We start from the raw sequence: 25270 nt of genomic DNA on the forward strand, positions 1-25270 counted from the left end.
TGCGACATCAGTTGTCAGCCTCCATTCGGCGCAGGTAGAGCAGGACGACGGGCAGGAGGATGACCATCCAGAGGACGCCGAGCGCTCCGGCCATGCCGAGGTCGAACCCCTTGAACGCGGTCTCGTACACGGCCAATGAGAACGTGGTCGTCGAGCCGGCGGGACCGCCGCCGGTCAGGACGTAGAGCAGGTCGAACTGCTGGAAGTTCCAGATGAACTCGAGCAGCACCACGACGGATGCCACGGGCATGAGTCCCGGCACGGTGATGTAGCGGAATCGCTGCCAGGAGTTGGCGCCGTCGACGCGGGCTGCTTCGTAGGTGTCGCCGGGGAAGGACTGCAGGGCGGCGAGCAGCATGACCATCATCCAGGGAAAGGAGGCCCAGGTCCGGGCGACGATGACGGCCGTCATGGCTCCGGGGCCCGAATCGAGCCAGCCGATGTTCTCGCTGATGATGCCGGCACTCCGCAGGACGCCGTTGAGCACGCCGTAGTTGGCGTCGAAGATCCACAGCCAGAGGAACGAGACCACTACCCCGGGGAGCACCCACGGGAACAGCAGCACGGATCGAAGGACGGCACGCCCCCGCATCCGCTGGTTCAACCCCAGCGCGGCGACGAGCCCGACGAGGAACGGAAGGATCGTGGCCGGAATCGCGAAGGTGAGCGTCGTCGCCAGCAGCGGCCAGAACTGCCCCTGGAACGCGCTGATGATGTTCTCGAATCCGACGAAGGTCTTCTCGGGGTAGAGCAGGTTGCTCTCGAAGAACGCATCGACGAGCGCCCCCACGAGCGGGTAGATCAGCACCGTGATGAGGAGCGTCGCCGCGGGGGCGATGAGCAGCAGGGGGAACAGCCCGCCCCGCGAACCGGGCCGCGGCGTCGAACGCGAGGCCGAGCGGCGGGGAGCCGGGAGCGGCGGTGCAGTGACCACAGGAATCCTCCTTGACGAGTGGAACGATGCCTACGATATACGAAATGCGAAATCTGTCAAATGGTGGTTTGATGGGTGAAGACGCTCACGGATCGACGAGCGCGACCGAAAGGCAGCCGATGGCATCGTTCTCGCACAGTCCCCTCATGATCGACACGAAGGCGACGCAGATTCGCCAGCGCCTCGCGCGCGCGATCATCGACGGCGAGCTCCTTCCCGACGACCGGCTCGTGCTCGACGAACTCGCGCGCGAGATGGGGGTCAGCAAGATCCCGATCCGCGAGGCGTTGTCCAGCCTCGAAGGTGCCGGCCTGGTGGTCACGTCAGCGCACTCCGGCCCCCGCGTCGCACCGTTGCCGTTCCACGAGATCCGGGGCATCTACCTCCTGCGCGAGCAGGTCGAGTCGCTCGCGATGCGACTGGCGATCGAGCACGTCGACGAGCAGATGATCGACGAGCTGCGCGAGATCAACGGCGCCATGCGTCGCGGACTCGCCTCACCCGACGTCGTCGAACTCTCGGACCTCAACACGAAGTTCCACCTCACCATCGCCCGCACGTCGTCGTTCGAGACGATCGTCGAGTCGGTCGGGGATCTGCTCACCAAGGTGCGACGCTATCGCGCCGTCGTGAACGGCATGGCAGCCAACTGGCCTCGCGCGGTCGAGGAGCACGACGGCATCATCCAGGCCCTCGTGGACACCCTTGCCGGCGCGGGTCCGGACGCCGCGGTCGAGAGCATCCGCAATCACGTCCACACCCAGGGCATGCTCGAGGCGCTGGAGGCGACGGAACGCGCGGATGCCTGACCTGCTCTGCGTCGGGGAGACGATGCTCCTCCTGGCACCGAGTGCAGGGCCGCTGGCAGCCTCCGACGCCTACTCGGTCTCGATGGCCGGCGCGGAATCCAATGTGGCGGTGCATGCCGCCGGGCTCGGAATCACGGCCGGGTGGACTTCCCGCGTGGGCGACGATCCCTTCGGCGCCCGAATCGTGGGCGAGCTGCGCGAGCGCGGAGTCGAGGTCGAGGCGCAGGTCGATGCGACCGCCCCGACCGGCATCATGTTCAAGGACCCGCATCCCGACGGCTCACGTGTGCTGTACTACCGCCGTGAGTCGGCCGCGTCGAAGATGGACGCGGGGTTCGTCACGCGCGAGACGCTGCGCGATGCCCGTATCGTCCACACGTCCGGCGTCACCCCCGCCCTCTCCGACAGCTGCGCGCGCATGGTCGACGACCTCTTCGACCTCGCTCGTGAATGCGGTGCTCTCGTGTCGTTCGACGTGAACGACCGTCGTCCGCTGTGGCCCCTCGACCGTGCATCCGTCGCGCTCGAGCGCCTCGCGGATGCCGCAGACATCGGGTTCGTCGGTCGAGACGAAGCCGAGCGCCTCTGGGGCACGACGACTGCCGAAGAGATCCGAGAACGTCTCCCCCACGTCGCTCTCCTCGTCGTCAAGGACGGCGCCGTGGGAGCGACGGCCTTCTGCACCGGATACGCGCCGGTGTTCGTCCCCGCCCCGGTCGTGGATGTCGTCGAGCCCGTCGGTGCCGGCGACGCCTTCGCGGCCGGGTTCCTCGCCGGCCTTCTCGCCGGCGAGACCGACGAGGCATGTCTCGCCGCGGGTCACCGCGCGGCCGCCCACGCGTTGTCCACACCTCACGACCTTCCACCCCTGGAGCTCCAGCGATGAACGACTCATTCGACGTCCTGCTCGGCCGTTCACCCGTGATGGCGATCCTCCGGGGCATGGGTGCGGAGAAGACGCTGGAGATCTCGAAGCTCGCCTGGGCGTTGGGCGTCGACTGCGTCGAGGTTCCGCTGCAGACCGACCGGGATCACGACACCCTGACCGCGCTCGCCCGCGCCGCGGCATCCGCAGGCCGCGCGGTCGGCGCGGGCACGATCCTCGACGAACGCGGGGTGGCCGCGGCCGTCGCCGCGGGGGCCCGTTTCACCGTCAGTCCGGGCTGGGACCCCGAGGTCGCCCGCGCGTCGCTGGATGCCGGACTCCCCCATCTCCCCGGTGTCGGGTCCGCGAGCGACGTGCACCATGCCCGGAAGTTCGGGCTGAGATGGGTCAAGGCGTTCCCTGCCGCGCAACTCGGTCCCGACTGGATCACCGCGATGAAGGCGCCGTTCCCCGACATGTCGTTCGTCGCGACGGGCGGCATCACCATCGAGAACGCCGAGGCCTTCCTCGAGGCGGGTGCGTCGGCGGTCGCGATCGGTTCGGCGCTGGCAGACACCGAACGGGCGGCCGACCTGCTCAGGTCGACCGCCCGCTTCACCGCCTGAACCGGCTATCCGTCGACGTGCACCACGAGTGGCGCACTCGAGGTAACGCCCGATGCGTTGACGAGTTCGAACCGGTACCGCCAGTCGCCCGCCGCCCGATCGGATGCCGCGAAGCGCGCGCGCTGTGCGGCGGGCGAACTCGCCGTCAAGGGGCCTTCGGCCACCACGACGTCGTTCTCGTAGACGCGATAGGACGTGGCGTTGGTGCCCCACCAGAGATCGGCCGTCACCGTGAACGCGCCATTGCGGTCCCAATTGTCATGCGACAGGGCGGGAACGCCGGGGTTCGCATCCTCGACCTCGATCACGCGCGGCGCACTGCTTCGCGAACCGAACGCGTTCGAGAGTTCGGCGACATAGGTGTAGGTCCCATTCGGCTTGTTCGCGATCGGCACGCGAACCACCTGCGCCAGCGGCGTGGCATCCGTCAGCGCCTCCGTGTGGATCGGGACGCCGTTCTCCAGCAACGTGAAGGAGGATGCGTTGTCGCCCCACCACATGTTGGTCGTGACCGTGAAGTTCCCGTCGTTGAGCCCCGTGCGATGGCCGGCATCGTCGGAGACCTGCGGGATCCCGGGCACGCCCTTCGCGAGCACCGGCGCGGTGACCGTCACGACGAGCGGCGCCGTCGTCACGGTGACCCCGCCCAAGGTGACCGACGCGGTGATCTCGGCGGATCCCGCGCCCACCGCGGTGACCAGGCCATCCGAATCCACCGTGGCGACGGTCGGGGCGCTCGACGAGTACGCAACGGTTCCGGTCGCCAGGTCCGCGGCGGTCCCGTCGCTGAGCGTTCCGGTCAGGGTGGTGACCGTCGTGTCGCCCGGTTCCAGGCTCCCCTGCTCCGCCGTGAGGGTCGAGGAAGCCAGGACAGGCGCGGTGTCACCCGCGTCCGCACTCCAGATCTCGATCGTCTTCGGCGGCACCACGACCTGCACGATCTGCCCGCTCTTCTCGCCGAGGAGCTGATCCTCGACCGTCTTGTCGTACCGGTGACCCGAAATCGTCTGGTTGCTGCCCAGGTCGATGTTGAATCGGAAGGGCGAGTCGGAGCGGTTCGTCAGAGCGAGCCCGAGCTCGCCCTCCGGAGACTCCCACGCCATGATGCGCTGGCTGGTGCGGGTGACTCGCTCGTCGACTTGCAGGCGCGTGGAGTCCCAGGGGAGGTGCTGCACGAACGGTGCGACACCGTGCCAGTTGGTCGGGATGGCCTTCCAGTGCTGCGGAGCGATGTCGGCGTGCGGGTCGCCCGGCTCGATCGCGTCGTCACTCGGCCGCCACAGGCCCAGCCCGTAGCCGACCGCCTCCTCGTTGTAGGTGGGCTTGAGGGCGTGCAGCCAGTACCAGGTCGGCGCGTCCATGAACGTCATCCAGTTCATGATCGACTGCGCCGTCTCGATCATGCGGGTCTCGCTGGTCTTGCCGTCGAGGAACTCCCACTCGCTGTTGAACACGGCCTTTCCGCCGGTGTTGGCGTTCAGCGAGACCCGGTCGCGGATGAGGTCGTCACTCGTGTTCCAGTTCCGGTGGTGCGACCAGCCGTCGAGGTAGTCCAGGGCGGGCCGGCGCACGACGTTGCCCTCGGCATCCGTCTCGCCCTGATCGTTGCGGATGAGCTCGGATCCCTGACCGTACTGGCCGTGGTGGCTGTCGCCGTGGATGAAGATGTCGGGGTCGTGCGCCTTGATCTTCGCGGCCATCGTCTTGAACACGTCGAAGTACTCTTCGTGGTCGATGTAGATCGAGGAGTAGCCGGTCAGCGCCGTGGGCTCGTTCTGCAGGCTCCACTGCTTGACCGGAACGCCGTTCGCCTCGAGGTACTCGATGTCCTGCATCATCGCGTCGCTGTACTCGTCGACCCACGCATCGCGTTCGGCCTCATCTTCGATGTGGACGAGGTCGAGGCTGCCTCGAATAAGGTTGTCGTTGTCCTTCCAGTACGGTGCGGGCGACCAGTACTCGACATCGGCGCCCTCGATCCCGGACTCCTCGATGAGTTCCTTGAGGTCGTCCATCTGACCCTCGTACCGTTCGACGATGTTCTTGCCATCGGGCGTGACGCCGCGAAGATAGAGCCCCATTGCGAGCCGCACGTACCGGAAGCCGGTGAGCATCTCGTCGTAGAGGCGCTGGCGCTCGGAGGGGATGAGGTCCCCGGGCACGTAGGCAGGGCTGTCGTCGGGAAGCCCGTTGTTCCCCGAGCCGATGCTGTCGCTCTGGATCTCGACGCCGATGCCGAGGATCTTCTGCTTCTCGATGTCCGGGCGAATCGTGTAGTCGAGCAGCCCGATGGGCGCACCGAGCTTGATCGCGTCGGCGACGACGACGGCGCCCGCCTTGTTCGTCAGCTCGACGTATCCGGCCGTTCCCGCCGTGAAGGAATGGTCGCCGAGGTGGATCCACTGTCCACCGACCGCGGGCGTCGCGTCGATCGAGTACCCGACGTCTCCGAGCTCGTCGTGCACCTTGATGGGGATGTCCCAGGCGCGATCGTTGCCGCCGTCGGGAAGCCAGTAGTACACGCCGTACACACCCGGGTCGACGACGTCCGGAGTCCATCGAATCGTCGCGGTCGCCGTGGCGGCCTTGGGGGTCGTCGCGTAGTTGGCGCCGAAGTAGTTCTTCTTGAACGTCGACGTCGTCCAGGACCCCGTGGTCGTGGCGTGAGCGTTGTCGACGATGATCTCGGTCGCGGCGGCTTCGGCTGGGCTCGGGGACGACGCCAGCCCCAGTGTCCCGGTAACTATCAGCGCCGCTGCGAGCGGTATCGCAAGGATTCGAGTCTTCATTGACACTCCTTCGTAGATCGGATATCGGTTAACGTATATCGGATTGAGACCGCACTGTAAAGACGCGAGGCCGCTCGCCGCCCGTCTAGGCCGTATGCAGAAGGCAGGTCGGAGCAGGCGTGGAGATCACGTCCACGACCGACTGGGGGATGCCATCGCGGCCGAGCGCGATCGCAGCGATCGAGTCCGAAGCCTGGTCGGCGACGAGGAGCGTACGCTCGTCCCCGGTCAATTCCATGTCCCGCGGATGCCGACCTCCGGTCTTGAGGCTCGCGACGGGTTCCAGCCGTGCAGCCGTAGCGTCGAGATGCAGCGCATGGACTCCATCGACGTCGCGATCGGCGACGAGGACCATGCCGGCACGGGTCACGCGCACGGCGGAGAGGCCGAACCGTGGCGGCGCATCGGACCCCACGTGCGTCCATGCCATCTCCATACCTTCATGGAGATCGACGATGCTGAGCGAGCGATCGAGCTCGTTCGCGACGATCGCGAGGCGACCGGCGACGACCAGGTGGCGCGGGCCGGCGCCGGCGTGCAGCGCGATATCGGAACGCCGATCATGCTCGAGGTCCCACGGCCGTTCCGGATCGAAGGAGACGGAGCGGATACGGTCCGCGCCGAGATCCGGGACGAGGAGCCGCCTCCGCGCGTCGTCGTGGACGACCTGATGCGGATGCGGCTGCACCTGGCGAAGCGGATGAACCGACCCGCCCGTCAACGTGAGCACCGTCGACCCCTGCAGCGCCGACGCCGCTCGGAACGCCGCCACGGTTCCCCCGTGGTAGTTCGCGACGTACAGGGCGCCTGCCTCCTCGGAGTAGGCGAGGTGGCACGGAGCGGCGGCGCCGGTCGAAATCGGCTCGGACCGAGCCTGGAGATCTTCGACCCCGGCCCAGGTCGAGACGAGCCCCTCCGGGAGCTCGTGGACGACCGCGATCACGGCATCGCCGGTGTCGGCGCCGGCCCGGGCGCGGGCGAGGAACGTCGGGTTCGCGCCGACGTCGATCGGCTCGCCGAGCGTCATCCGCTGATCACTCAGAACGAGGCGGCGAATCCCGGCAGCCGGCGAGCCGATTCGACCGAGCGTCGACGCCCCCACCCAGAAGGTCGAGTCCGGGTGCGATCCCATGCTCCCATCTTAGGCAGATTTCGCATTTCGTATATCGGCCGGCCTCAGGCGATCAGTTCGCCGCGCACCAGCTGCGTCAGGCCGTGGCGGGACTCGACGCCGGTCTTCGCATAGATGTTGGAGAGGTGGTAGCTCACCGTGCTTCGACTCAAGTACAACTGCTTCGCGATCTGCGCGTAGCTGTATCCCGAGACGAGGAGCGTGGCGACGTCCTTCTCCCTCGCCGTGAGGACGCTCAGCTCATCAGGCACCGGTTGCGCAGGGACGATGTCCGCCTTCTGGGCGTCGGTACGGTCGCGGTACGGCGTGGCCCTCAGTGCCGCGTAGGCATCTCGTGCCGCAGCCGAAGACCGTGACGCCGCCTCGACGTTGCCGAGCGCGCTCGCGACTCGCCGAGTGCGACTGTCGGATTTCGAAGCCCTCGGCCCGCACCATCAGCTCTCGAAGGAGGGAGCTCTTGCCGGCGCCGGCCGGCCCGGTCACCGTCAGCAGGGTCGGGATTCCCTCTCGGGAGCTCGCCAGCATTCGATCGATGAGCTGGATCTGATCGTCTCGCCACCTCACGGAATCGCGTCCTCAGTGCTTCCCTGATAGAGCGTTCCGATTCTACGGAGGGCAGACTGATCCATGGAGGCTTTCTCCCGAGGAAACGATTCACGTCGCGCTAGGATCTCCGCACACGTACCGTCGCGTCATGCGAGTGAGCGTGACGGATGACCGGAAGGTGAGACGCTCATGTCAGAACCTCGAACCAGTGCTGCCGCCTCAGGTGGCGGCGATCAGGCAGGCCGGCCCAAGCCTTTGAACCGGGGAGCCGCAGGCTACTTCGTGCTCGTCATCCTGCAGACCGTGGCGCTCCCCGTCATCTCCGGAATCATCCAACTCACGTCCGTCGGTGGCGACCCCATCCTGGTGTTCGGCACGTGGTGGGTGTTCTGGGGAGTCGGCACGCGGCTCCTTGTCGCGGGCATCGCACAGGTATCGGGCAAGGGCCCAACGGCCGCGATCCTCGGATCGAGCACGCCGAGCGTGCAGGAGCAACAACTCACCCGCGAACTCGGCATGGCAAACCTGTGCATGGGATTCGCGGGGCTGCTCGCGCTCATTCCCGGTTGGGCGCTCCCAGCCGGCATCGCGGGTGGCCTCTACTTGCTCATCGCCGGGATCATGCATGTCCCGAAGAAGTCCAAGAACGCTCGAGAGACACTCGCGACCTGGACCGATCTGATCGTCGGCCTCGCCGTGGTGGTGCTGGCGATCACCGTCCTGACCGGTGCACTCGCCGGCTAGCTGTAGCTCCCCGGGACGTCCTCTTCAGTCACGAGAGCGTCGTCGGCGCGGTAGCGCGCACCATGCGTGCCGAAATCGAGACGTGTACCGCGGCTCGCGTCCGACCCGGATGCCGATCGGACCTCGACGTCGCATCGCGGATCGTAGACCGAACCCCGCCGAGCTGACTCGAACGCGAGTCGGTCAAAACCGCGCTCACGCGAACAGCGTCGAAGAGTCGCCGAACACATGAATCTCTGTTCCCTCCACGAGGGGCGAGATCCGCGGTCTGATCCGTAAAATGGAGCCGCCTGTGGGAATCGAACCCACGACCTTCTCATTACGAGTGAGATGCTCTGCCGACTGAGCTAAGGCGGCGTGCATGACCGGTGCTTTCAGCACAGATCGGCACGAGAGTCAATGTTAGCGGATGTCTGAGACTCCGTTGACCACTCTCAGCAGGTGGTGCCGTCGGAGGGCACGGTTCCGTCGATGAAGTACCGCTCGACGGCACCGGCGATGCAGTCGTTGGACTTGTTGTAGGCCGTGTGCCCTTCGCCCTCGTAGGTCACGAGCACGCCGCTGTCGAGCTGGTCGGCGAGCGAGACCGCCCAGGCGTAGGGCGTGGCCGGGTCGTTCGTCGTGCCGATGACGACGATCGGCGCGGCGCCTTCTGCGGCGATCGGCGCCCGCTCGACGTTCGACGGGAACGGCCACGAGATGCAGCCCAGGTCGCCGTATCCGAAGTACGGGCCGATCACGGGGGCGGCTGCGGCGATCTCGGCGGCCTTCTCGCGCATGACGGCGACGTCGGACTGGTACGTGTAGTCGAGGCAGTTGATCGCGAGGAACGACTCGGTCGAGTTGTCGTTGTAGGTGCCGTCGGCGTTGCGCCCGTAGTACGCGTCGGCGAACTGCAGCGCCGCATCGGCGTCGCCGAGCATGACCGCGTCGAGCATCTGGCTGAGATAGGGCCACGAGTCCGCACTGTAGAGCGGGTACACGATGGCCGTCACGAGCGTGTCGGCGCCGACCTCGCGTCCGTCGCTGCCCCGCATGGGGCTGGCATCGACCGAGGCCAGGAGCCGGCTGATCTCGTTCATCGCGGCGTCGACGCTGCCCGAGAACGGACAGTCGCCGCCTGCGAGGCAGTCGGCGAGGTAGGCGCGCAGCGCCGACTCGAACCCGACGGCCTGCTCGCGCGAGACATCCTCCTCCTGCGCGGCGGGGTCGACCGCGCCGTCGAGCACGAGTCGGCCGACCTTGTCGGGGAACAGCCCGGCGTAGGTGGCGCCGAGGAAGGTCCCGTACGAGTAGCCGAGGTAGTTCAGCTGGTCGTCGCCGAGCGCGGCGCGGAGCATGTCGAGGTCGCGGGCCGCGCTCTTCGTGTCGATCTCGCCGAGCAGGGCGCCCGTGTTCTCGCCGCACGCCGCACCGAAGTCGGCCTTGACCTTGCCGACGTTCTGGATCCACTCGTCGCTGCCACGTTCGCCGGGCACGATGTCGAAGAGGAAGGAGTCCATCTGGGCGGGGTCGTAGCAGGCGACGGCCGACGAGCGTCCGACGCCGCGGGGGTCGAAGCCGATCACGTCGAAGTTCTGCTGCAGCGGCTCGCCGACGGCGTAGTCGAGCGAGTCCTTGACGAAGTCGTAGCCGGAGCCGCCAGGGCCGCCGGGGTTCACGAGCAGCGAGCCGATGCGCTCGCCCGTGGCCCTGTGCCGCACGAGCGCGAGCTCCACCTCGCCGTCGGCGGGCGACTCCCAGTCGAGCGGCGCCTTGGCCGTGGCGCAGTCGAACGCGCCGCCGCAGTTCTCCCACGCCAGCACCTGGCCGTAGAACGGCTGCAGGTCGGCCGCGACGTCTTCGCCGGTCGGCGTCGACTCCGAGGTCTGCGGCTTCAGGAACGACGGCACGCATCCCGTCATCACGAGCAGCGCCACGAGGGCTCCGGCGACCGCCGCGATGCGGCCAGCTCGGCGGCGCGGGCGCCGCATCGGGTCGGATGTCACGGTCATGCAGCCCCTCGTTCGGAATCGGGTCGGCGGATGGCGGAGACGAGCATCGCCTCGAGCGCGAGCGCGGGGGCGACGTTGCCCTCGATGCGTTCGCGCGCCTCCTGGATGGCGTCGAGCGTCGCGAGCGTGCGCATCGGGGCGACGGATGCCGCGGCCCGGCGCAGCTCGTCGACGAGCTCGCGGTTGACGAGCTCGACCTCGGCCCCGAGCTGCAGCAGCAGCACGTCGCGGTAGAGCGAGGTGAGGTCGACGAGGATCCGGTCGATGCCGTCGCGCAGGCTGCGCGTCGCCCGCCGCTTCTGGTCGTCTTCGAGCGCCTTGATCTGCGGCCTGAGCGCGGCCGGCACAGCCTGCCCGGGTGCGATGCCGAGCGAGTGCAGCGCGTGCTCGCGCTCCTCGGCGTCGCGGAGCTCGGTGATCGCCTTGGCGTCGTCGCCCGCGATCGCGAGGAACCGCGCGGCCGTCGAGACCGCGGTCGCGGCGGAGCGCACCTGCAGCGCGAGCCGCAGCGTCTCCTCGCGGCGACGGCGAGCATCCTCGCTCGTGGCGAGACGGTGCGCCATGCCGATGTGACTCTGCGCCTCGCGGGCGGAGCGTTCGGCGAGCACCGGGTCGACGCCGTCGCGACGCTCGAGGAGCGCCGCGACATCCGCGATGCTGGGCATGAGCAGCCGCACCGAACGCACGCGCGAGCGGATCGTGGGGATGAGGTCGGCCTCGCTGGGGGCGCAAAGGATCCAGACGGTGCGCTCGGGCGGCTCCTCGAGCTCCTTCAGCAGGAAGTTCGAGGTCTGCTCGGTCATGCGGTCGGCGTCTTCGACGATGATCACGCGGTGACGGCCGATCGACGGCGCGTAGTGCGAGCGCTTGACGATGTCGCGCACGTCGTCGCGCTTGATGATGACGCCCTCGGTCGCGAGCACGTGCAGGTCGGGGTGGCTGCGCGCCTCGACCTGGATGCGGGTCGGCTCGTCGCCGTCGGGGTCGCCGGAGATGAGCGCCACGGCGAACGCGTACGCGAGGTTCGAACGCCCCGATCCCGGCGGGCCGGTGATGAGCCACGAGTGCGTCATCTGCTGCGATGCCTTCGGGGCCTTCGGGGCCTGCGAGCCCTGCGAGCCCTGCGAGCTCGTCGATGAGCGAGCTCCGGATGCCTCGGCAGCACCCCGGAAGACGGCGATCGCCTGCTCCTGGCCGGTCAACTCGCTCCACACGCTCACGGAGTCACGCTACCTTCCACGGGCGACATCCGCCCACCCGCGCAAGGCCCCGGCAGACGGTCCGTGCTCGAGCACGGGGATCAGACGAGGCTCGAGACCCGCGCGCGGATGAGCGCCTGGATCTCGTCGACCGGCGCCGACGCGTCGAGCACGAGGAACCGGTCGGGCTCGCGGTCCGCGAGGGCGAGGAAGGCCGCACGTACGCGATCGTGGAACTCGGATGCCTCGGCCTCGAGCCGGTCGTACCGGGTGCGCGCGCGATCGAGTCGCGCCCTGGCCGAGGCCGCATCGAGGTCGAGCAGCACGGTGAGGTCGGGCTGCAGGCCGTCGGTCGCCCACTCGGAGAGACCGCGAACGGCCTCCGGATCGAGCACGCGCCCGGCACCCTGGTAGGCGACCGACGAGTCGATGTAGCGGTCCTGGATCACGACGTCGCCGCGTTCGAGCGCCGGGCGCACGAGCGTGGCGACGTGGTGCGCACGGTCGGCCGCGTAGAGCAGCGCCTCCGCACGCGGCGCGATGTCTCCACGGTGGTGGAGCACGATCTCGCGCACCTCGACGCCGACGTCGGTGCCGCCCGGCTCGCGCGTACGCACGACCTGGCGGCCCTGCTCGCCGAGCCAGGCGGCGAGCAGCTCCGACTGCGTGGTCTTGCCGGTGCCGTCGCCGCCTTCGAGGGTGATGAAGACGCCGCGGGTCACGCCTCGTCCGGCTTCGTCGCGGTCTTGCGGACTGCGGGCTTCCGGGCAGCCGTGGTATTCGCCGCCGTCGTCTTCGCCGCCGTGGTCGTCTTCTTGGCCGCCGCGCTCGTCTTCGCCGCGGGCTTCGCGGCGGGCTTCTTCGCCGCGGGCTTCTTGGCCGCGGGCGCCTTCTTCGCCCGGGGCGCGGCCGGCCCCTTGTCGCGCTTGATCTGCAGCAGCTCGACGGCGCGTTCGAAGGTGATCTCCTCGACCGTCTCGGCGCGCGGGATCGTGGCGTTCGTCGTGCCGTCGGTGACGTACGGGCCGAAGCGGCCGTCCTTGACCTTGATCGGCTTGCCGCTCACCGGGTCTTCGGCGAACTCCTTGAGCGCGCTCGATGCGCGGCGCGCGCCGTACTTCGGCTGCGCGAGCAGTTCGAGCGCACCGGGGAGGTCGATGTCGAAGATCGCGTCCTCGCTGGGAAGGGTGCGGGTCTCGGCGCCCTTCTTCAGGTACGGGCCGTAGCGGCCGTTCTGCGCGGTGATCTCGTCGCCCGACTCGGGGTCGAGTCCGACGGTGCGCGGCAGGTCGAGCAGCTTGAGCGCGGTGTCGAGGTCGACCTCCTCGATCTGCATGCTCTTGAACAGCGATGCAGTGCGGGGCTTGACCGCGACGGGCTTCTTGGCCCCGCGCTTGGGCTTCGGGGCCTCGACGACCTCGCCGGTCTTCGGGTCGACGGATGCCGCGGCATCCGTCTCGGGCTCGGGCTCGAGTTCGGTCACGTACGGGCCGAACCGGCCGTCCTTGACGACGACCTGCTTGCCGTTCTCGGGGTTCGCGCCGAGCTCGCGGTCGGTCTGCACGGGCGCGTCGATGAGCTCGCGCGCCTTGGCGGGCGTGAGCTCGTCGGGAGCGAGGTCCTGCGGCAGGTTCACGCGTCGCGGCGTCGCATCGGGACCGGCCTCGGGATCGACGGTCTCGAGGTAGGGGCCGTAGCGGCCGATGCGCAGCGTCACGCCGTCGCTGATCGGAATCGAGTTGATCTCGCGCGCATCGATGTCGCCGAGGTTGTCGACGACCTGGCGGAGGCCCCGGTGCGTCTCGTTGCCGAAGTAGAAGCCGTTGAGCCAGTCGACGCGGTCGGCCTCGCCCGCAGCGATGCGGTCGAGGTCGTCCTCCATCTCGGCGGTGAAGTCGAACTGCACGAGGTCGCCGAAGTGCTCCTCGAGCAGGCGCACGACCGAGAAGGCGATCCAGCTCGGCACGAGGGCCTGGCCGCGCTGGGTGACGTACCCGCGGTCGAGGATCGTGGAGATGATCGAGGCGAACGTCGAGGGGCGGCCGATGCCGAGCTCCTCGAGCCGCTTCACGAGGCTGGCCTCCGTGTAACGGGGCAGCGGCGAGGTCTCGTGGCCCTTGGCCTCGAGCTCCTCGAGGGTGATCTCCTGACCCTCCTTCAGCGGCGGGAGCTTCGCCTCGCCCGACGCGTCGTCGGCGTTGCGGTCCTCGTCGCGGCTCTCTTCATAGGCCGCACGGAAGCCCGGGAAGGTGATGACCGTGCCGCTCGCGGTGAACTCGGCGATCGTGCCGCCGATCGCGGCGGTCGCGCCCTCGGGCGTCGCGGCGTCTGCGGCGGTCGGTCCGACCTCGATGGTCACGGTGGCCGTCTGGCCCTTGGCGTCGGCCATCTGCGAGGCGACCGTGCGCTTCCAGATGAGGTCGTACAGGTCGAACTCGCGTCCGCGGAGCGAACCCTTGAGCGACGGCGGGGTCCGGAACTCCTCGCCCGAGGGGCGGATCGCCTCGTGCGCCTCCTGCGCGTTCTTCGACTTGCCCGTGTACGTGCGGGGGGCGTCGGGCACTGAGTCGGCGCCGTACAGGGCGGTCGCCTGTGCACGGGCGGCGTCGATCGCCTGCTTCGAGAGCGAGACCGAGTCGGTTCGCATATAGGTGATGTAGCCATTCTCGTACAGCGACTGCGCGACGCGCATGGTGTCCTTCGCCGAGAGGCGCAGCTTGCGGCCGGCCTCCTGCTGCAGCGTCGACGTCGTGAACGGCGCCGACGGGCGGCGGGTCCACGGCTTCTGCTCGAGCTTCGAGACGACGCGGCGCACGCCGGGGGCCTTCAGCGCCTCGACGAGGGCACGGGCGGTGGCCTCGTCGAGCACGGCGGCCTTCGACTTCAGCTTGCCGAGGTCGTCGAAGTCGCGACCGACCGCGATGCGGTCGCCGCCGAGGCGCACGAGCTTCGCATCGAACGCCGAACCGGATGTCGCGGGCGCGAAGCGCCCCAAGAGGTCCCAGTACTCGGCCGAGACGAACGCGAGCCGCTCACGCTCGCGCTCGACGACGAGACGCGTCGCGGCGGACTGCACGCGGCCGGCCGAGAGACCGGGGCCGACCTTGCGCCACAGCACGGGCGAGACCTCGTAGCCGTAGAGGCGGTCGAGGATGCGCCGGGTCTCCTGGGCGTCGACGAGCGCGGTGTCGAGCTCGCGGGTGTTGTCCTTCGCCTTCTGGATCGCGTCCTTGGTGATCTCGTGGAAGACCATGCGCCGAACGGGGATCTTGGGCTTGAGCTCCTGCAGCAGGTGCCACGCGATGGCCTCGCCCTCGCGGTCCTCATCGGTTGCGAGCAGGAGTTCGTCGGCGTTCTTGAGGGCGCGCTTGAGTTCGGCGACCGTCTTCTTCTTCGAGTCGGACACCACGTAGTAGGGCTCGAAGCCGTTGTCGACGTCGACCGAGAACTTGCCGAGGCCGCCCTTCTTGAGCTCGGGCGGAAGGTTCTTCGGCTCGATGAGGTCGCGGATGTGACCGACCGACGAGAGCACCTCGTACCCGTCGCCCAGATACTGGGCGATCGACTTCATCTTGGTCGGCGACTCGACGATGACCAGTTTCTTCGCGCCTGACACCAGACTCCTCTTATATGTTCCGTGATGGAGATCGCACGCGGACCCGCGCCCCCGAGCGGTGTGCCGCCGAACGGCTTCGATCGCCGCCCGACAAGCCACACCATACACACACCGGCAGGGAGCGCACCGAATTCTCCCCCGCACGATCCGACTCGGGATGCCGCGTGGCAGCCCTTGCGATCCTGCGGCACGAGAGGAGAATCGAAGCATGGAAACCTCTACCACGAGCTCGTACACCGCGAAACTGATCGACGGTCCGCTCGAGGGCAAGACGGTAGCGACCGCCTTCCTCGAGACGGGCGAACCACGCCCTCGACTCGAGTTGAGCGGAGAGCACGGCAAGCGGTACGTCTACGGCCGCGCGGCCGGCCTGGAGTTCTCGTCGGAGAACGACGACCGGCCGTCGGCGGTCGAGTACCGCTTCCTCGAGACCGTCTTCGATTGATCGACGGACCGTTCCCGACTCGTCCTCGGGGGCGGTCCCCGCGGCGCGCACCGCCCGCCGCGGGGACGACCGTCGGGCGTAGGCTCGCGCCATGAGCGTTCTGCGCCTGGACAACATCGCCATCGTGGTCGCCGATCTCGACGCCGCGATCGCGTTCTTCGCCGAACTCGGCCTCGAGTTCGAGGATCGCGCTCGAATCGAGGGCGCCTGGGCCGATCGCACGGTCGGACTCGACGGCGTGCGGAGCGAGATCGCGATGATGCGAACGCCCGACGGGCGCAGTCGGCTCGAACTGACGCAGTATCACCACCCCGCGGCATCCGCCCCGGAACCCGCGATCCCGCCGTCGAACACGCTGGGACTGCACCGTCTCATGTTCGCCGTCGACGACCTCGACGACACGGTCGCGCGCCTCCGGCCGCACGGCGCCGAGGTGCTCGACGAGATCGTGGACTACGAGGATGTCTACCGGCTCTGCTACCTGCGCGGGCCGGGCGGCATCATCGTCGCCCTCGCCGAGCAGGTCGGCTGACCCGACAGGCGCATCGCACCCCGCGTCACGGGCTGCCCGGCGGCCCGGCGCGCGCGGTCGCCTCGGCGTCCAGCCCGGGGATCCGGCCCGGCACCACGACGGTGACCGTGCTCACGGCCGCGGTGTCGACCGCGCACGAGACGAGTCGCGCGCCGTTGCGCTGCGCCATCCGGTCGGCGACCTCGCACGGCAGCCCGGAAATAGCCCCGGTCGCCGCATCTGCTGCGGCGAGCGCGGCCGCGTCGGCCGTCGCCGCCGCACGTCGGGCGTCGACATACCCCGCGACGACGCCGAGCGTGAGCGTCGTGAGCAGCACGATCGCCGCGATGAGGCCGACCGACACGATGGAGGCGGCACCGAGCTCGTCCGCTCGCCGCATCACCGACCGCCCGACATGGCGCACGCCTCGCTCGTCAGGGTGATCGGCGCGAGCAGCCCTCCTCCCGACGCCTGCAGCGTCACGCACGTGAACGTGCCGTCGTCGGCATGGGCGAGTTCGGCACCCCCGGCGATCCGGGACACGATGCCGGACGCGACGCCGACGCTCTCGCCCCGCCCGAGCGCGCGTGCGGCGGCGGCCGCGGCATCCGTGAGCCGCACCTGCACGGTCACGAGGTGCACCGATGCGAGGCAGATCGCGAGCACGAGCATGATCGCGGGCAGCGCGACGGCGAACTCCGCCGTCACGCTGCCCCGCTCCTCGTCAGCCGACCGTGAGGGCATTCCGCACGAGATCGGTGAGGATGCCGCGCACCTCGTCGCCGCGCAGGATGATGACGAGCAGCCCCGCGAAGCCGACGGCGGCCATCGTGGCGACGGCGTACTCGGCGGTCGCGGCACCTCCCTCGCCCGAGAGGGCGACGGCGAGTCGTCGGAGTACGCGGCGAGGCGCGGAGGGCCGGGACGGCGGCGCATCCGCCCCGATATCGCGAGCGGTGTCGTCGAGAGGGACGGCGGTGGAGACGGGCATGGGTGGTTCCTTCCGTTGGGGCCGGGAATCCGGCGTCTGGCGGCACGACTGAGCGGGATCACGCGGCACCGCCGAGGGTGCCCGTGACCACCGAGATGAGGAGGGGCGCGACCCCGAGCAGCACGAACGCGGGCAGCACGCAGAGTCCGAGCGGGAGCATGAGGCGCACGCCGAGTGCCGCCCCGCGGGTCGCGGCATCGGTGCGCGCGATGCGCCGGCCGCGATGCGCCTCGGCACGCAGGAGTTCGACGAGTGGGGCGCCGGCCCGCTCGGCGAGGCGCACGATCTCGTCGAGGCGAGCGGATGCCGCGGCACGGCGCCGGCCGTCATCGGCGACTCCGTGGCCGGCGAGCCCGTGCTCGGCGAGCGCGGCGGCGACCACCGCCCGCGCGCGCTCGACCGAGGCCCCGCCGGCCATGCCGATCGCGAGGAGCTCGAGTTCGAGTCCGGCACCCTCGTCGAAATCGGCCGCACGAGCGGCCAGCGCACGGCTCCAACGGAACGCGATCCAGAGGAACCCGAGCCCGAGCGCGAGGCACGCGATGCCGATCGGGTTGCCGAACAGCACGCCCGCCGTATCGAAGCCGAGCACCGAACCGAACCCGAGTGCCACGAGCGGCAGGGCGAGCACCAGACGAGCGCTGGCGGCCGGCCCGGCGAGCGAGGTGCGCACCTCGCGCCGCACCTGCGCCTCGTCGCGCATCGCGCCGGCGAGGTCGCGCAGGCTCGTGGTGAGCGGCGCACCCGACTCGCTCGCGACCTGCCACGCGGCACCGAGCACCGCCCATCCGGCGGCCTCTGGTCGAACGACGACTCCGCCGCCCGACGCGGTGGTCGGAGCGGCGACGGTTGCGATGGCCGTCGCGACGGGCTCACCTCGCCCGCCGGCATCTGCGGCGGCGACGAGCACCGGATCGGCTTCGCCGGCTTCCGACAGGTGCCTCCAGGCCGTCGGTGCCGGGACGCCGGCCGAGAGCAGCACGGCGAGCCGCTCGACGACGCCGGCGACGTGATCGACGCCGGCCGCGGCATCCGGTGCTTTGCGGAGCATCGGCACGCGCGAGCGCACGAACGCGATGGCGCGGCCGATCATGCCGGGGCCGGCCGTGCTGGAGCCGATCATGCCGGAGCCCCGACGGGCACCACCGAGAGCGCACCGTCGGTGAGTCTCAGCTCACCGATGCCGGCGACGCGGCGCCGCCCGTCGACGCGTTCGAGATGCACCACGAGGTCGAACGCACTCGAAGCCTGCCGCGCGACGACCTCGGCTGAGAGCCCGGCCGTCGAGCCGAGGGCCTCGAGCCGCGCGACGACGTCATCGAGCGAGTTCGCGTGCAGCGTTCCGGCTCCGCCGTCGTGGCCGGTGTTCAGCGCCGAGAGCAGTTCGCGCAGCTCGGGGCCACGGCACTCGCCGACCACGAGCCGGTCGGGGCGCATGCGCAGAGCCTCGCGCAGGAGCGCGTCGAGCCCGATGCGGCCGGAGCCCTCGATGTTCGGCTGCCTGGCCTCGAGCGAGACCACGTGCGGGTGCACGACCTGCAGCTCGGCGACGTCTTCGATCACGACGATGCGGTCGGCGGCGGGCGCCTCGGCGAGCAGCGCGGAGAGGAGCGTGGTCTTGCCCGCGCCGCCGGCGCCCGTGATGAGCAGGTTCTTGCGCGCGCGCACGGCCTCGCGGAGCGTGCGTTCGTGGTCGCCCGCGATCATGCCCGTGCGAGCGAGCCCCTCGAGGCGCAACCCGGCTGCCCTCGGGATGCGGATCGAGAGCAGCGTGCCCGTGGTCGACACGGGCGGCAGCACGGCATGAACCCGGATGCCGCGGCCGAGCCGCACATCGACGGCGGGCGTCGCCTCGTCGATGTGCCGACCGCCGCGTGCGATGAGCCGCACGGCGAGCGCGCGCACCTCGGCCTCGTCGGCCTGCCAGGTCGGGTCGTGTTCGGGGCCGGCACCACGGTCGACCCAGAGTCCGGCCGACCCGTTGACGAAGAGGTCCGTGACGTCAGCGATCGCGTAGCCGGCGAGCGGCCCGAGAGCCTCGAGGTCGTGGGTGATCGGCGGCAGAGAGATCGCCGGCACAGAGGTCGGCATCGGCATCGGCATGACCGGAGCGCCGGTCGACGGCAGCGTCGGGCGGCCGACGGCGTCGGGGCGCTCACCGGATTCCGGCAGCGGCGGCAGGGGCCGCAGCGGCGCGAACGGCTGCAACGGCGGCAACAGCGCTGGCGGACGCGACGGCTCCCACGACGGGGTGGCGACGAACGGTGCGACGGGCATGACGCCGACGCTACGATCCTCGGCGGCTCCGGCGGCATCCGCTCGACGGCAGATATGGAAAGAGCCTCCCCCACACCGTTGTGGAGGAGGACTCGATCGTGCAGTGCCACTCGCGAGCGGCACCCCTTAACGAAAGGGGGCGGCACCCATTGGGGGGAACAGGTGCCGCCTCGGCAGCACAAGGATTGGGGGGAATCACGAGTGCTGCAGGCCACGAAAACGAAGTTCGGGCGGTACTCAGCATAGGGCCTGCGAATGCATTCGCAAGTACTTTTGTCCTCATTTGTGCGGACACACAGATTTCTCTGCGCAAAGGCACAGTAACGCTCGGTTCCCTACAAGCCAAGACCCATCGACGCACATCGTCATGCGTGAGTCGTGGGTCCCCCACGCGGCGGGTAGGGTGCTCTTGGGGCAGGCGACCCACCGATGATCCATATCGCGAAGGAGCGACTGAAGAACCATGACCGTTCAGATCGATCACGCGCTCGAGGAGATCAGGCGATTCCGCCCGAGCCCCGAGTTCGCCGCCAATGCCGTTGCCGATGCGGCCCTCTACGAGGCCGCGCAGGCCGACCGGGTCGCGTTCTGGGCCGACCAGTCGCGAGACCTGCTGCACTGGGACAAGCCCTTCACCAAGACCCTCGACTGGACCAACCCGCCGTTCGCGAAGTGGTTCGAGGACGGCGAGCTCAACGTCGCCGTCAACTGCCTCGACCGCCACGTCGAAGCCGGCAACGGCGACCGCGTCGCCCTGCACTGGGTCGGCGAGCCCGGCGACACCCGCGACATCACCTACGCCGAGCTGACCGACGAAGTCAAGCGCGCCGCGAACGTGCTGACCGACCTCGGGGTCGGCTCGGGCGACCGCGTCGCCATCTACCTGCCGATGATCCCCGAGGCCGTCGTCTCGATGCTGGCGGTCGCCCGCATCGGCGCGATCCACTCGGTCGTCTTCGGCGGGTTCAGCGCCGACAGCCTCGCCTCCCGCATCGACGACGCCGAGGCATCCCTCGTCATCACCGCCGACGGCGGCTACCGCAAGGGCAAGGTCTTCGCACTGAAGCCCGTCGTCGACGATGCCCTGACGAAGTCGGTCGGCGGCAGCGTGCGCAACGTGCTCGTGGTCAAGCGCGGCGACAACGAGGTCGAGTGGAACGCGGAACGCGACCTGTGGTGGCACGAGACCGTCGCCACCGCGTCGTCCGAGCACGAGGCCCAGGCGTTCGAGGCCGAGCACCCGCTGTTCATCCTCTACACGTCGGGCACCACCGGAAAGCCGAAGGGCATCCTGCACACGAGCGGCGGCTACCTCACGCAGGCCGCGTTCACGCACAGGAACGTGTTCGACCTGCACCCCGAGACCGACGTGTACTGGTGCACGGCCGACGTCGGGTGGATCACCGGCCACTCCTACGTCGTCTACGGCCCCCTCGCGAACGGTGCCACCCAGGTGCTGTACGAGGGCACGCCCGACACCCCGCACCCGGGCCGCTGGTGGGAGATCGTCGAGCAGTACAAGGTCTCGATCCTCTACACGGCACCGACCGCCATCCGCTCGTTCATGAAGCTCGGGCGGCAGATTCCGCACGCGTTCAACCTGCGTTCGCTCCGCCTGCTCGGCTCGGTGGGCGAGCCCATCAACCCCGAGGCCTGGATCTGGTACCGCCACGTCATCGGCGGCGGCTCGATCCCCGTGGTCGACACCTGGTGGCAGACCGAGACCGGCGCGATCATGATCTCAGCGCTGCCCGGCGTGACCGACCTGAAGCCCGGCAGTGCGCAGGTCGCGGTGCCCGGCATCTCGATCGACATCCTCGCCGACGACGGCACGCCCGTCGAGGGCGAAGACGGCGGGCTGCTCGTCATCACCGAACCGTGGCCGTCGATGCTCCGCGGCATCTGGGGCGACCCCGAGCGCTTCAAGGAGACGTACTGGGAGAAGTTCGGCGACAAGTACTTCGCCGGCGACGGCGCGCGGCGTGACGCCGACGGCGACATCTGGCTGCTCGGCCGTGTCGACGACGTCATGAACGTGTCGGGGCACCGCCTCTCGACCGCCGAGATCGAGTCCTCGCTCGTCGCGCACCCCTGGACCGCCGAGGCCGCCGTCGTCGGCGCCGCCGACGAGACCACGGGGCAGGCGGTCGTCGCGTTCGTGATCCTGAAGGCCAGTCAGGCCGCGCAGGTCACCGACGTCGCCGCCGCGAGCGAAGAGCTGCGCAGGCACGTCGCCGGGCAGATCGGCGCCATCGCGCGCCCACGCCAGGTGTTCATCGTCAACGAGCTGCCGAAGACCCGCTCGGGCAAGATCATGCGGCGCCTGCTGCGCGATCTCGCCGAGGGCCGTGAGGTCGGCGACACCACGACCCTCGCCGACACCTCGATCATGCAGGTCATCAGCGACCAGGTGAAGTAGGCGTCGACCACGAACGACGGATGCCGCGGCGGGAGCGATCCCGCCGCGGCATCCGTCGTTCCGGTGATGGGCCGACACCATCGTGGCTCGCGCGATCCGGACCCCGCGGCGTCGCCCCGCGCGACGATCAGCCCTGCGCGAGCTCCGAGCGGATCTCGATCCCGAGATCGGGCTGGTCGACGAAGACGCCGTCGACCCCTGTCGCGAGCACGGCCCCGAACGCACCCTGCCAGTCGCCCCAGGCGGACTTGCCCTTGCCACGGCGGAACCGCGCAAGAAGGAACCGGTTCTCGGGCCGGAGCGTCCACGTGAACACCGTGAGCCCCGCGGCGTGGGCCGCGTCGACGAGGGCGGCCCCGCACAGTGGCGCTCCTTCGAGCGAGCCGCCGCCACGCGCCGCCGGTGCACCTCGCGCGGCTCCGGCATCCGCATCGAGGAGTCTCGGCACCCCGACGCTGACGCCGTCGAATCGGCCCACGAGCGACCGCAGGCCCGGATCCGTCACGAAGGAGTCGTACGAGGGAGCCGACGCGCCGTGGGTCTGCACGAGGTCGGCCGGCGACCCGGACCCCTCGATGAGCAGCACCTTCTCTCCCCGAACGCCGCGCGCGGCGAGGTCGTCGAGCACCGTCGGTTCGAAGGACTCCGAGATGAGCCGATCACGACCGTCGCCCCAGCCCGCGGCGTCGAGTTCGGCGTCGAAGAGCTCGTCGAGCGGCAGTCCGATGCCCGCGAAGTACGACGCGTGCTTGAACTCGGCGACCATGCGCAGCAGTCGGCCGCGCTCCTCGGCGGCGCGGTCGATGATGCCGAAGAGGTCGCGCAACCGGATCACCGGGTAACGCCCGTCGAAGCTCGCACTCGCCGGGCGCAGGGTTCCGAGGCGCTCGGTGGCGCGGAGGGTCGACAGTTCGGCCCAGGTGAAGTCCTCGGTGAACCAGCCGGTGAGCGCCGTGCCGTCGATCTCGCGCGTCGTTCGGCGACCGGCGAACTCGGGGTGCCGCGCGACATCCGTCGTCCCGGAGATCTCGTTCTCGTGGCGCAGCACGAGCACGCCGTCGCGCGTGGCCACCAGGTCGGGCTCGACCGCATCGGCGCCGAGCGCGAAGGCCAGTTCGTAGGCCGAACGCGTGTGCTCCGGCCGGTATCCGGGTGCGCCGCGATGACCGATGACGAGTGGATGCTGCGTCGGGAGGGGCGACATGCGCTTCAGCGTAACCGTCGCTCCCTGCGCTGTCGGCGGAAATCCGCGTGAACTCTCGGCTTCGTCACGGAATTCTCCGGTTAGATTGGTACTTGCACCGGATTCAGCATCCGACCCTTCCCCCGCACCGACGACAGCCGAAAGCAGAGGAACATCCATGGCTCTCGACAATCCCGCCTTCTCGCGGAATTCCGCCTTCTCTTCCAAGCAGGGAGCCGTGGCCGTCGCCCAAGACATGTCCGCGCAGGAGCTCCAGGCGAGGTTCGACCAGCCTGCGACGCTGCCCGACCGCGAGGTCATGACCGTCGAGAACACGATCTCGAAGACGGTCGGCGCCTTCGCGGTGCTGCTCGTGGGCGCGGCGATCGGCTGGGTCCTCACGCCGACGATGCCGGCGCTGTTCTGGATCGCCTCGATCATCGGCTTCGTACTCGCACTGGTCAACATCTTCAAGAAGGAGCCGTCGCCGGCGCTCATCCTCGCGTACGCGGGCGCCCAGGGCATCTTCATCGGCGGCATCTCGCAGATCTACGAGGGCATGTACTCCGGCATCGTCGCGCAGGCCGTCATCGGCACGCTCGTCGTCTTCGGCGTGACGCTCGCGCTCTTCGCAAGCGGCAAGATCCGCGCCTCGAAGCGCGCCACGAAGGTCTTCCTCATCGCGATGGTCGGCTACCTGGTGTTCTCGGTCATCAACATGATCCTCATGTGGACCGGCGTCAACAACGACCCGTGGGGCCTCCGCGGCGCCGAGATCGCCGGCATCCCCCTCGGACTCGTCATCGGCGTGCTCGTGATCATCATGGCGGCCTACTCGCTCGTGCTCGACTTCGACCTGATCCAGCAGGGTGTCCGCAACCGGGCCCCCAAGAAGTACGGCTGGACCGGAGCCTTCGGCATCATGGTCACCGTCATCTGGCTCTACCTCGAGATCCTGCGCTTCATCGCCATCGCGCGCGACTAGCTGTCGATCCGCTCGATCGAACGGGGTCGCCTTCGGGCGGCCCCGTTCGTCGTTCCCGGGCCGACCGTCGAACGTGCAGAGGGTCGAACATGCAGACGGCCCAACATGCCCGGGGCCCCGCATCGACCTGCGAGGGGCGGATGCCGCGGCCACGCGACATCCGCCCCTCCACGCTCTTCGAGGGCGGCGGCCCGTCAGAACCCGAGCGAGGCGAGCGACCCGCGGATCGCGTCGGCCGACCTCTCGAGCAGTGTCGCCTCCTCGTCGGACATCGGCGCCTCGGCGATGGGGAACGCCCCCTCGCCGCCCACGATGCTCGGCAGCGACAGGGCGATGCCGTCGAGGCCGCGGATTCCGCTCAGCACCGTGCTGACGGGCAGCACGGCCCGTTCGTCGTTCACGATCGCCTCGACGATGCGCGCCCCCGCGAGGCCGATGGCGTAGTTCGTCGCGCCCTTGCCCTTGATCACGGTATAGGCGGCGTTGCGCACCTCGTCGGTGATCTGCTCGAGCTCGGCCGGCGTGAAGGGTTCGCCGCCGCGCCAGTCGAGGATCGGCACGGGCCCGATGCCCGCCTGCGACCACAGGGCGAACTCCGTATCGCCGTGCTCGCCGACGATCGCGGCGTGCACGCTCGAGGTCGAGACGCCGGCCCGCTTCGCGAGCAGCCAGCGCAGTCGTGAGGTGTCGAGCACGGTACCCGACCCGAAGATGCGGTTCGCGGGCAGCCCCGAGATGCGCTGCGCGGCGACCGTCATGACGTCGACGGGGTTCGTGACGAGCACGTAGATCGCATCGGGTGCGCGCTCGAGCAGGTTCGGCAGCAGGTTCTCGAGGATGCGCACGTTGGTGCCCGCGAGGTCGAGCCGGGTCTGACCGGGCTGCTGCTTGGCCCCCGCCGTGATGACCACGACGTGCGACCCCTCGACGACGGCGAGGTCGGCTCCCCCGCTGACGCTCGCGCCCGTGAACTGCGTGCCGTGCGCGAGGTCGAGCACCTCGGCCTCGACCTTCTCGCGGGCGATGTCGTAGAGCGCGACCTCGCTCGCGGCTCCCCTGATGAGCGTGGCGTAGGCGAGGCTCGTGCCCACGCTTCCGGCTCCGACGACGGTGACCTTGGCATTCTCGACGACATTCACCCTGCCCATCCTGCCGTGACGGGCGCCGGATGTCAGGAGCACGCACCGGAATGCCCGGTGAACGAC

General features: G+C 69.4%; 24 protein-coding genes and 1 tRNA gene. 8 read left to right on the forward strand and 17 right to left on the reverse strand.

Annotation, left to right across the window (positions count from 1 at the left end; genetic code table 11):
- Positions 1-7: 7 nt before the first annotated feature.
- Positions 8-934, reverse strand: coding sequence for a carbohydrate ABC transporter permease (locus tag ATC03_RS14895; protein ID WP_227820119.1), 927 nt, complete (start codon positions 932-934; stop codon positions 8-10).
- Positions 935-1080: 146 nt separating this feature from the next.
- Here ATC03_RS14895 and ATC03_RS14900 point away from each other — a divergent pair, with 146 nt between their 5' ends.
- The 3 genes from ATC03_RS14900 to ATC03_RS14910 are packed head-to-tail and all read left to right on the forward strand — an operon-like array spanning position 1081 to position 3234.
- Positions 1081-1743: a GntR family transcriptional regulator gene (locus tag ATC03_RS14900; protein WP_161490352.1), complete on the forward strand. Its 663-nt coding sequence runs from the start codon at positions 1081-1083 to the stop codon at positions 1741-1743.
- Complete coding sequence (locus ATC03_RS14905) at positions 1736-2629, forward strand: sugar kinase (RefSeq protein WP_067878738.1); 894 nt, start codon at positions 1736-1738, stop codon at positions 2627-2629. Before ATC03_RS14900 ends, ATC03_RS14905 begins: the two co-directional genes overlap by 8 nt.
- Positions 2626-3234 (forward strand): bifunctional 4-hydroxy-2-oxoglutarate aldolase/2-dehydro-3-deoxy-phosphogluconate aldolase, encoded by a 609-nt coding sequence (locus ATC03_RS14910; protein ID WP_067878741.1) that lies wholly within the window; start codon positions 2626-2628, stop codon positions 3232-3234. Before ATC03_RS14905 ends, ATC03_RS14910 begins: the two co-directional genes overlap by 4 nt.
- 5 nt (positions 3235-3239) lie before the next feature.
- On the opposite strand, the gene ATC03_RS14915 is transcribed toward ATC03_RS14910, so the two are convergent.
- From ATC03_RS14915 to ATC03_RS21280, 4 genes are all read right to left on the reverse strand, one after another.
- Positions 3240-6023 (reverse strand): golvesin C-terminal-like domain-containing protein, encoded by a 2784-nt coding sequence (locus ATC03_RS14915; RefSeq protein WP_067878744.1) that lies wholly within the window; start codon positions 6021-6023, stop codon positions 3240-3242.
- An 85-nt stretch (positions 6024-6108) separates the two neighbouring features.
- Positions 6109-7155 (reverse strand): lactonase family protein, encoded by a 1047-nt coding sequence (locus ATC03_RS14920; protein WP_067878747.1) that lies wholly within the window; start codon positions 7153-7155, stop codon positions 6109-6111.
- 44 nt (positions 7156-7199) lie between these two features.
- Positions 7200-7406, reverse strand: a complete 207-nt coding sequence (locus ATC03_RS14925) for a response regulator transcription factor (RefSeq protein WP_067878749.1) — start codon at positions 7404-7406, stop codon at positions 7200-7202.
- The gene (locus ATC03_RS21280) at positions 7399-7680 is read right to left on the reverse strand and encodes an ATP-binding protein (protein WP_074401068.1); all 282 of its coding nucleotides are present in this window, start codon (positions 7678-7680) and stop codon (positions 7399-7401) included. Before ATC03_RS21280 ends, ATC03_RS14925 begins: the two co-directional genes overlap by 8 nt.
- A 303-nt stretch (positions 7681-7983) precedes the next feature.
- Between ATC03_RS21280 and ATC03_RS14930 the strand changes: the two genes are divergently transcribed.
- Complete coding sequence (locus ATC03_RS14930) at positions 7984-8445, forward strand: hypothetical protein (protein WP_152030976.1); 462 nt, start codon at positions 7984-7986, stop codon at positions 8443-8445.
- 281 nt (positions 8446-8726) lie between these two features.
- Here ATC03_RS14930 and ATC03_RS14935 read toward each other — a convergent pair.
- The 5 genes from ATC03_RS14935 to topA form a co-directional block, all read right to left on the reverse strand.
- A tRNA-Thr gene (locus tag ATC03_RS14935) sits at positions 8727-8802 on the reverse strand.
- Positions 8803-8879: 77 nt separating this feature from the next.
- Entirely contained in the window at positions 8880-10439 is a 1560-nt protein-coding gene (locus ATC03_RS14940) for an alpha/beta hydrolase (protein ID WP_067878753.1), read from the reverse strand.
- Positions 10436-11659 (reverse strand): DNA polymerase III subunit delta', encoded by a 1224-nt coding sequence (locus ATC03_RS14945; protein WP_067878755.1) that lies wholly within the window; start codon positions 11657-11659, stop codon positions 10436-10438. The genes ATC03_RS14940 and ATC03_RS14945 overlap by 4 nt, the downstream gene beginning before the upstream one ends.
- 80 nt (positions 11660-11739) lie before the next feature.
- Positions 11740-12360: a dTMP kinase gene (gene tmk / locus ATC03_RS14950; RefSeq protein ID WP_067878757.1), complete on the reverse strand. Its 621-nt coding sequence runs from the start codon at positions 12358-12360 to the stop codon at positions 11740-11742.
- A complete protein-coding gene (gene topA, locus ATC03_RS14955) occupies positions 12357-15209 on the reverse strand; it encodes a type I DNA topoisomerase (protein WP_472239154.1) in 2853 nt (950 codons plus the stop codon). Before topA ends, tmk begins: the two co-directional genes overlap by 4 nt.
- A gap of 253 nt (positions 15210-15462) precedes the next feature.
- On the opposite strand from topA, the gene ATC03_RS14960 reads away from it, so the two are divergent.
- Both ATC03_RS14960 and ATC03_RS14965 read left to right on the forward strand, forming a co-directional pair.
- A complete protein-coding gene (locus ATC03_RS14960; RefSeq protein ID WP_067878763.1) occupies positions 15463-15699 on the forward strand; it encodes a hypothetical protein in 237 nt (78 codons plus the stop codon).
- Positions 15700-15790: 91 nt separating this feature from the next.
- Entirely contained in the window at positions 15791-16231 is a 441-nt protein-coding gene (locus tag ATC03_RS14965; RefSeq protein WP_179947885.1) for a VOC family protein, read from the forward strand.
- Positions 16232-16256: 25 nt separating this feature from the next.
- Here the strand turns inward: ATC03_RS14965 and ATC03_RS14970 are convergent, their stop codons facing one another.
- Genes ATC03_RS14970 through ATC03_RS14990 form a run of 5 tightly spaced genes read right to left on the reverse strand, consistent with a single transcriptional unit; the run spans position 16257 to position 19478 of the window.
- Complete coding sequence (locus ATC03_RS14970; protein WP_067878765.1) at positions 16257-16610, reverse strand: Rv3654c family TadE-like protein; 354 nt, start codon at positions 16608-16610, stop codon at positions 16257-16259.
- On the reverse strand, positions 16610-16918 hold the full coding sequence (locus tag ATC03_RS14975) for a TadE family type IV pilus minor pilin (RefSeq protein ID WP_152030977.1): 309 nt from the start codon (positions 16916-16918) through the stop codon (positions 16610-16612). The genes ATC03_RS14970 and ATC03_RS14975 overlap by 1 nt, the downstream gene beginning before the upstream one ends.
- Positions 16919-16934: 16 nt before the next feature.
- A complete protein-coding gene (locus ATC03_RS14980; protein ID WP_084003542.1) occupies positions 16935-17201 on the reverse strand; it encodes a DUF4244 domain-containing protein in 267 nt (88 codons plus the stop codon).
- A gap of 58 nt (positions 17202-17259) precedes the next feature.
- On the reverse strand, positions 17260-18324 hold the full coding sequence (locus ATC03_RS14985) for a type II secretion system F family protein (protein ID WP_227820120.1): 1065 nt from the start codon (positions 18322-18324) through the stop codon (positions 17260-17262).
- Positions 18321-19478 carry a TadA family conjugal transfer-associated ATPase gene (locus tag ATC03_RS14990; protein WP_152030978.1) on the reverse strand — a complete coding sequence of 386 codons (1158 nt, stop codon included), beginning with the start codon at positions 19476-19478 and terminating at the stop codon, positions 18321-18323. Before ATC03_RS14990 ends, ATC03_RS14985 begins: the two co-directional genes overlap by 4 nt.
- Positions 19479-19941: 463 nt before the next feature.
- Here ATC03_RS14990 and acs point away from each other — a divergent pair, with 463 nt between their 5' ends.
- Positions 19942-21897, forward strand: a complete 1956-nt coding sequence (gene acs / locus ATC03_RS14995) for an acetate--CoA ligase (RefSeq protein WP_067878771.1) — start codon at positions 19942-19944, stop codon at positions 21895-21897.
- Positions 21898-22024: 127 nt separating this feature from the next.
- On the opposite strand, the gene ATC03_RS15000 is transcribed toward acs, so the two are convergent.
- A complete protein-coding gene (locus ATC03_RS15000; protein WP_067878774.1) occupies positions 22025-23101 on the reverse strand; it encodes a glycerophosphodiester phosphodiesterase family protein in 1077 nt (358 codons plus the stop codon).
- A gap of 157 nt (positions 23102-23258) precedes the next feature.
- On the opposite strand from ATC03_RS15000, the gene ATC03_RS15005 reads away from it, so the two are divergent.
- Positions 23259-24065 carry a Bax inhibitor-1/YccA family protein gene (locus ATC03_RS15005; protein WP_067878776.1) on the forward strand — a complete coding sequence of 269 codons (807 nt, stop codon included), beginning with the start codon at positions 23259-23261 and terminating at the stop codon, positions 24063-24065.
- A 194-nt stretch (positions 24066-24259) separates the two neighbouring features.
- Here ATC03_RS15005 and ATC03_RS15010 read toward each other — a convergent pair whose 3' ends face one another.
- Positions 24260-25204 carry an L-lactate dehydrogenase gene (locus ATC03_RS15010; RefSeq protein WP_067878779.1) on the reverse strand — a complete coding sequence of 315 codons (945 nt, stop codon included), beginning with the start codon at positions 25202-25204 and terminating at the stop codon, positions 24260-24262.
- Between the last annotated feature and the right edge of the window lie 66 nt (positions 25205-25270).

The sequence above is a fragment of the Agromyces aureus genome (genome assembly GCF_001660485.1).
In the GTDB taxonomy this organism is placed as follows: Bacteria; Actinomycetota; Actinomycetes; order Actinomycetales; family Microbacteriaceae; genus Agromyces; species Agromyces aureus.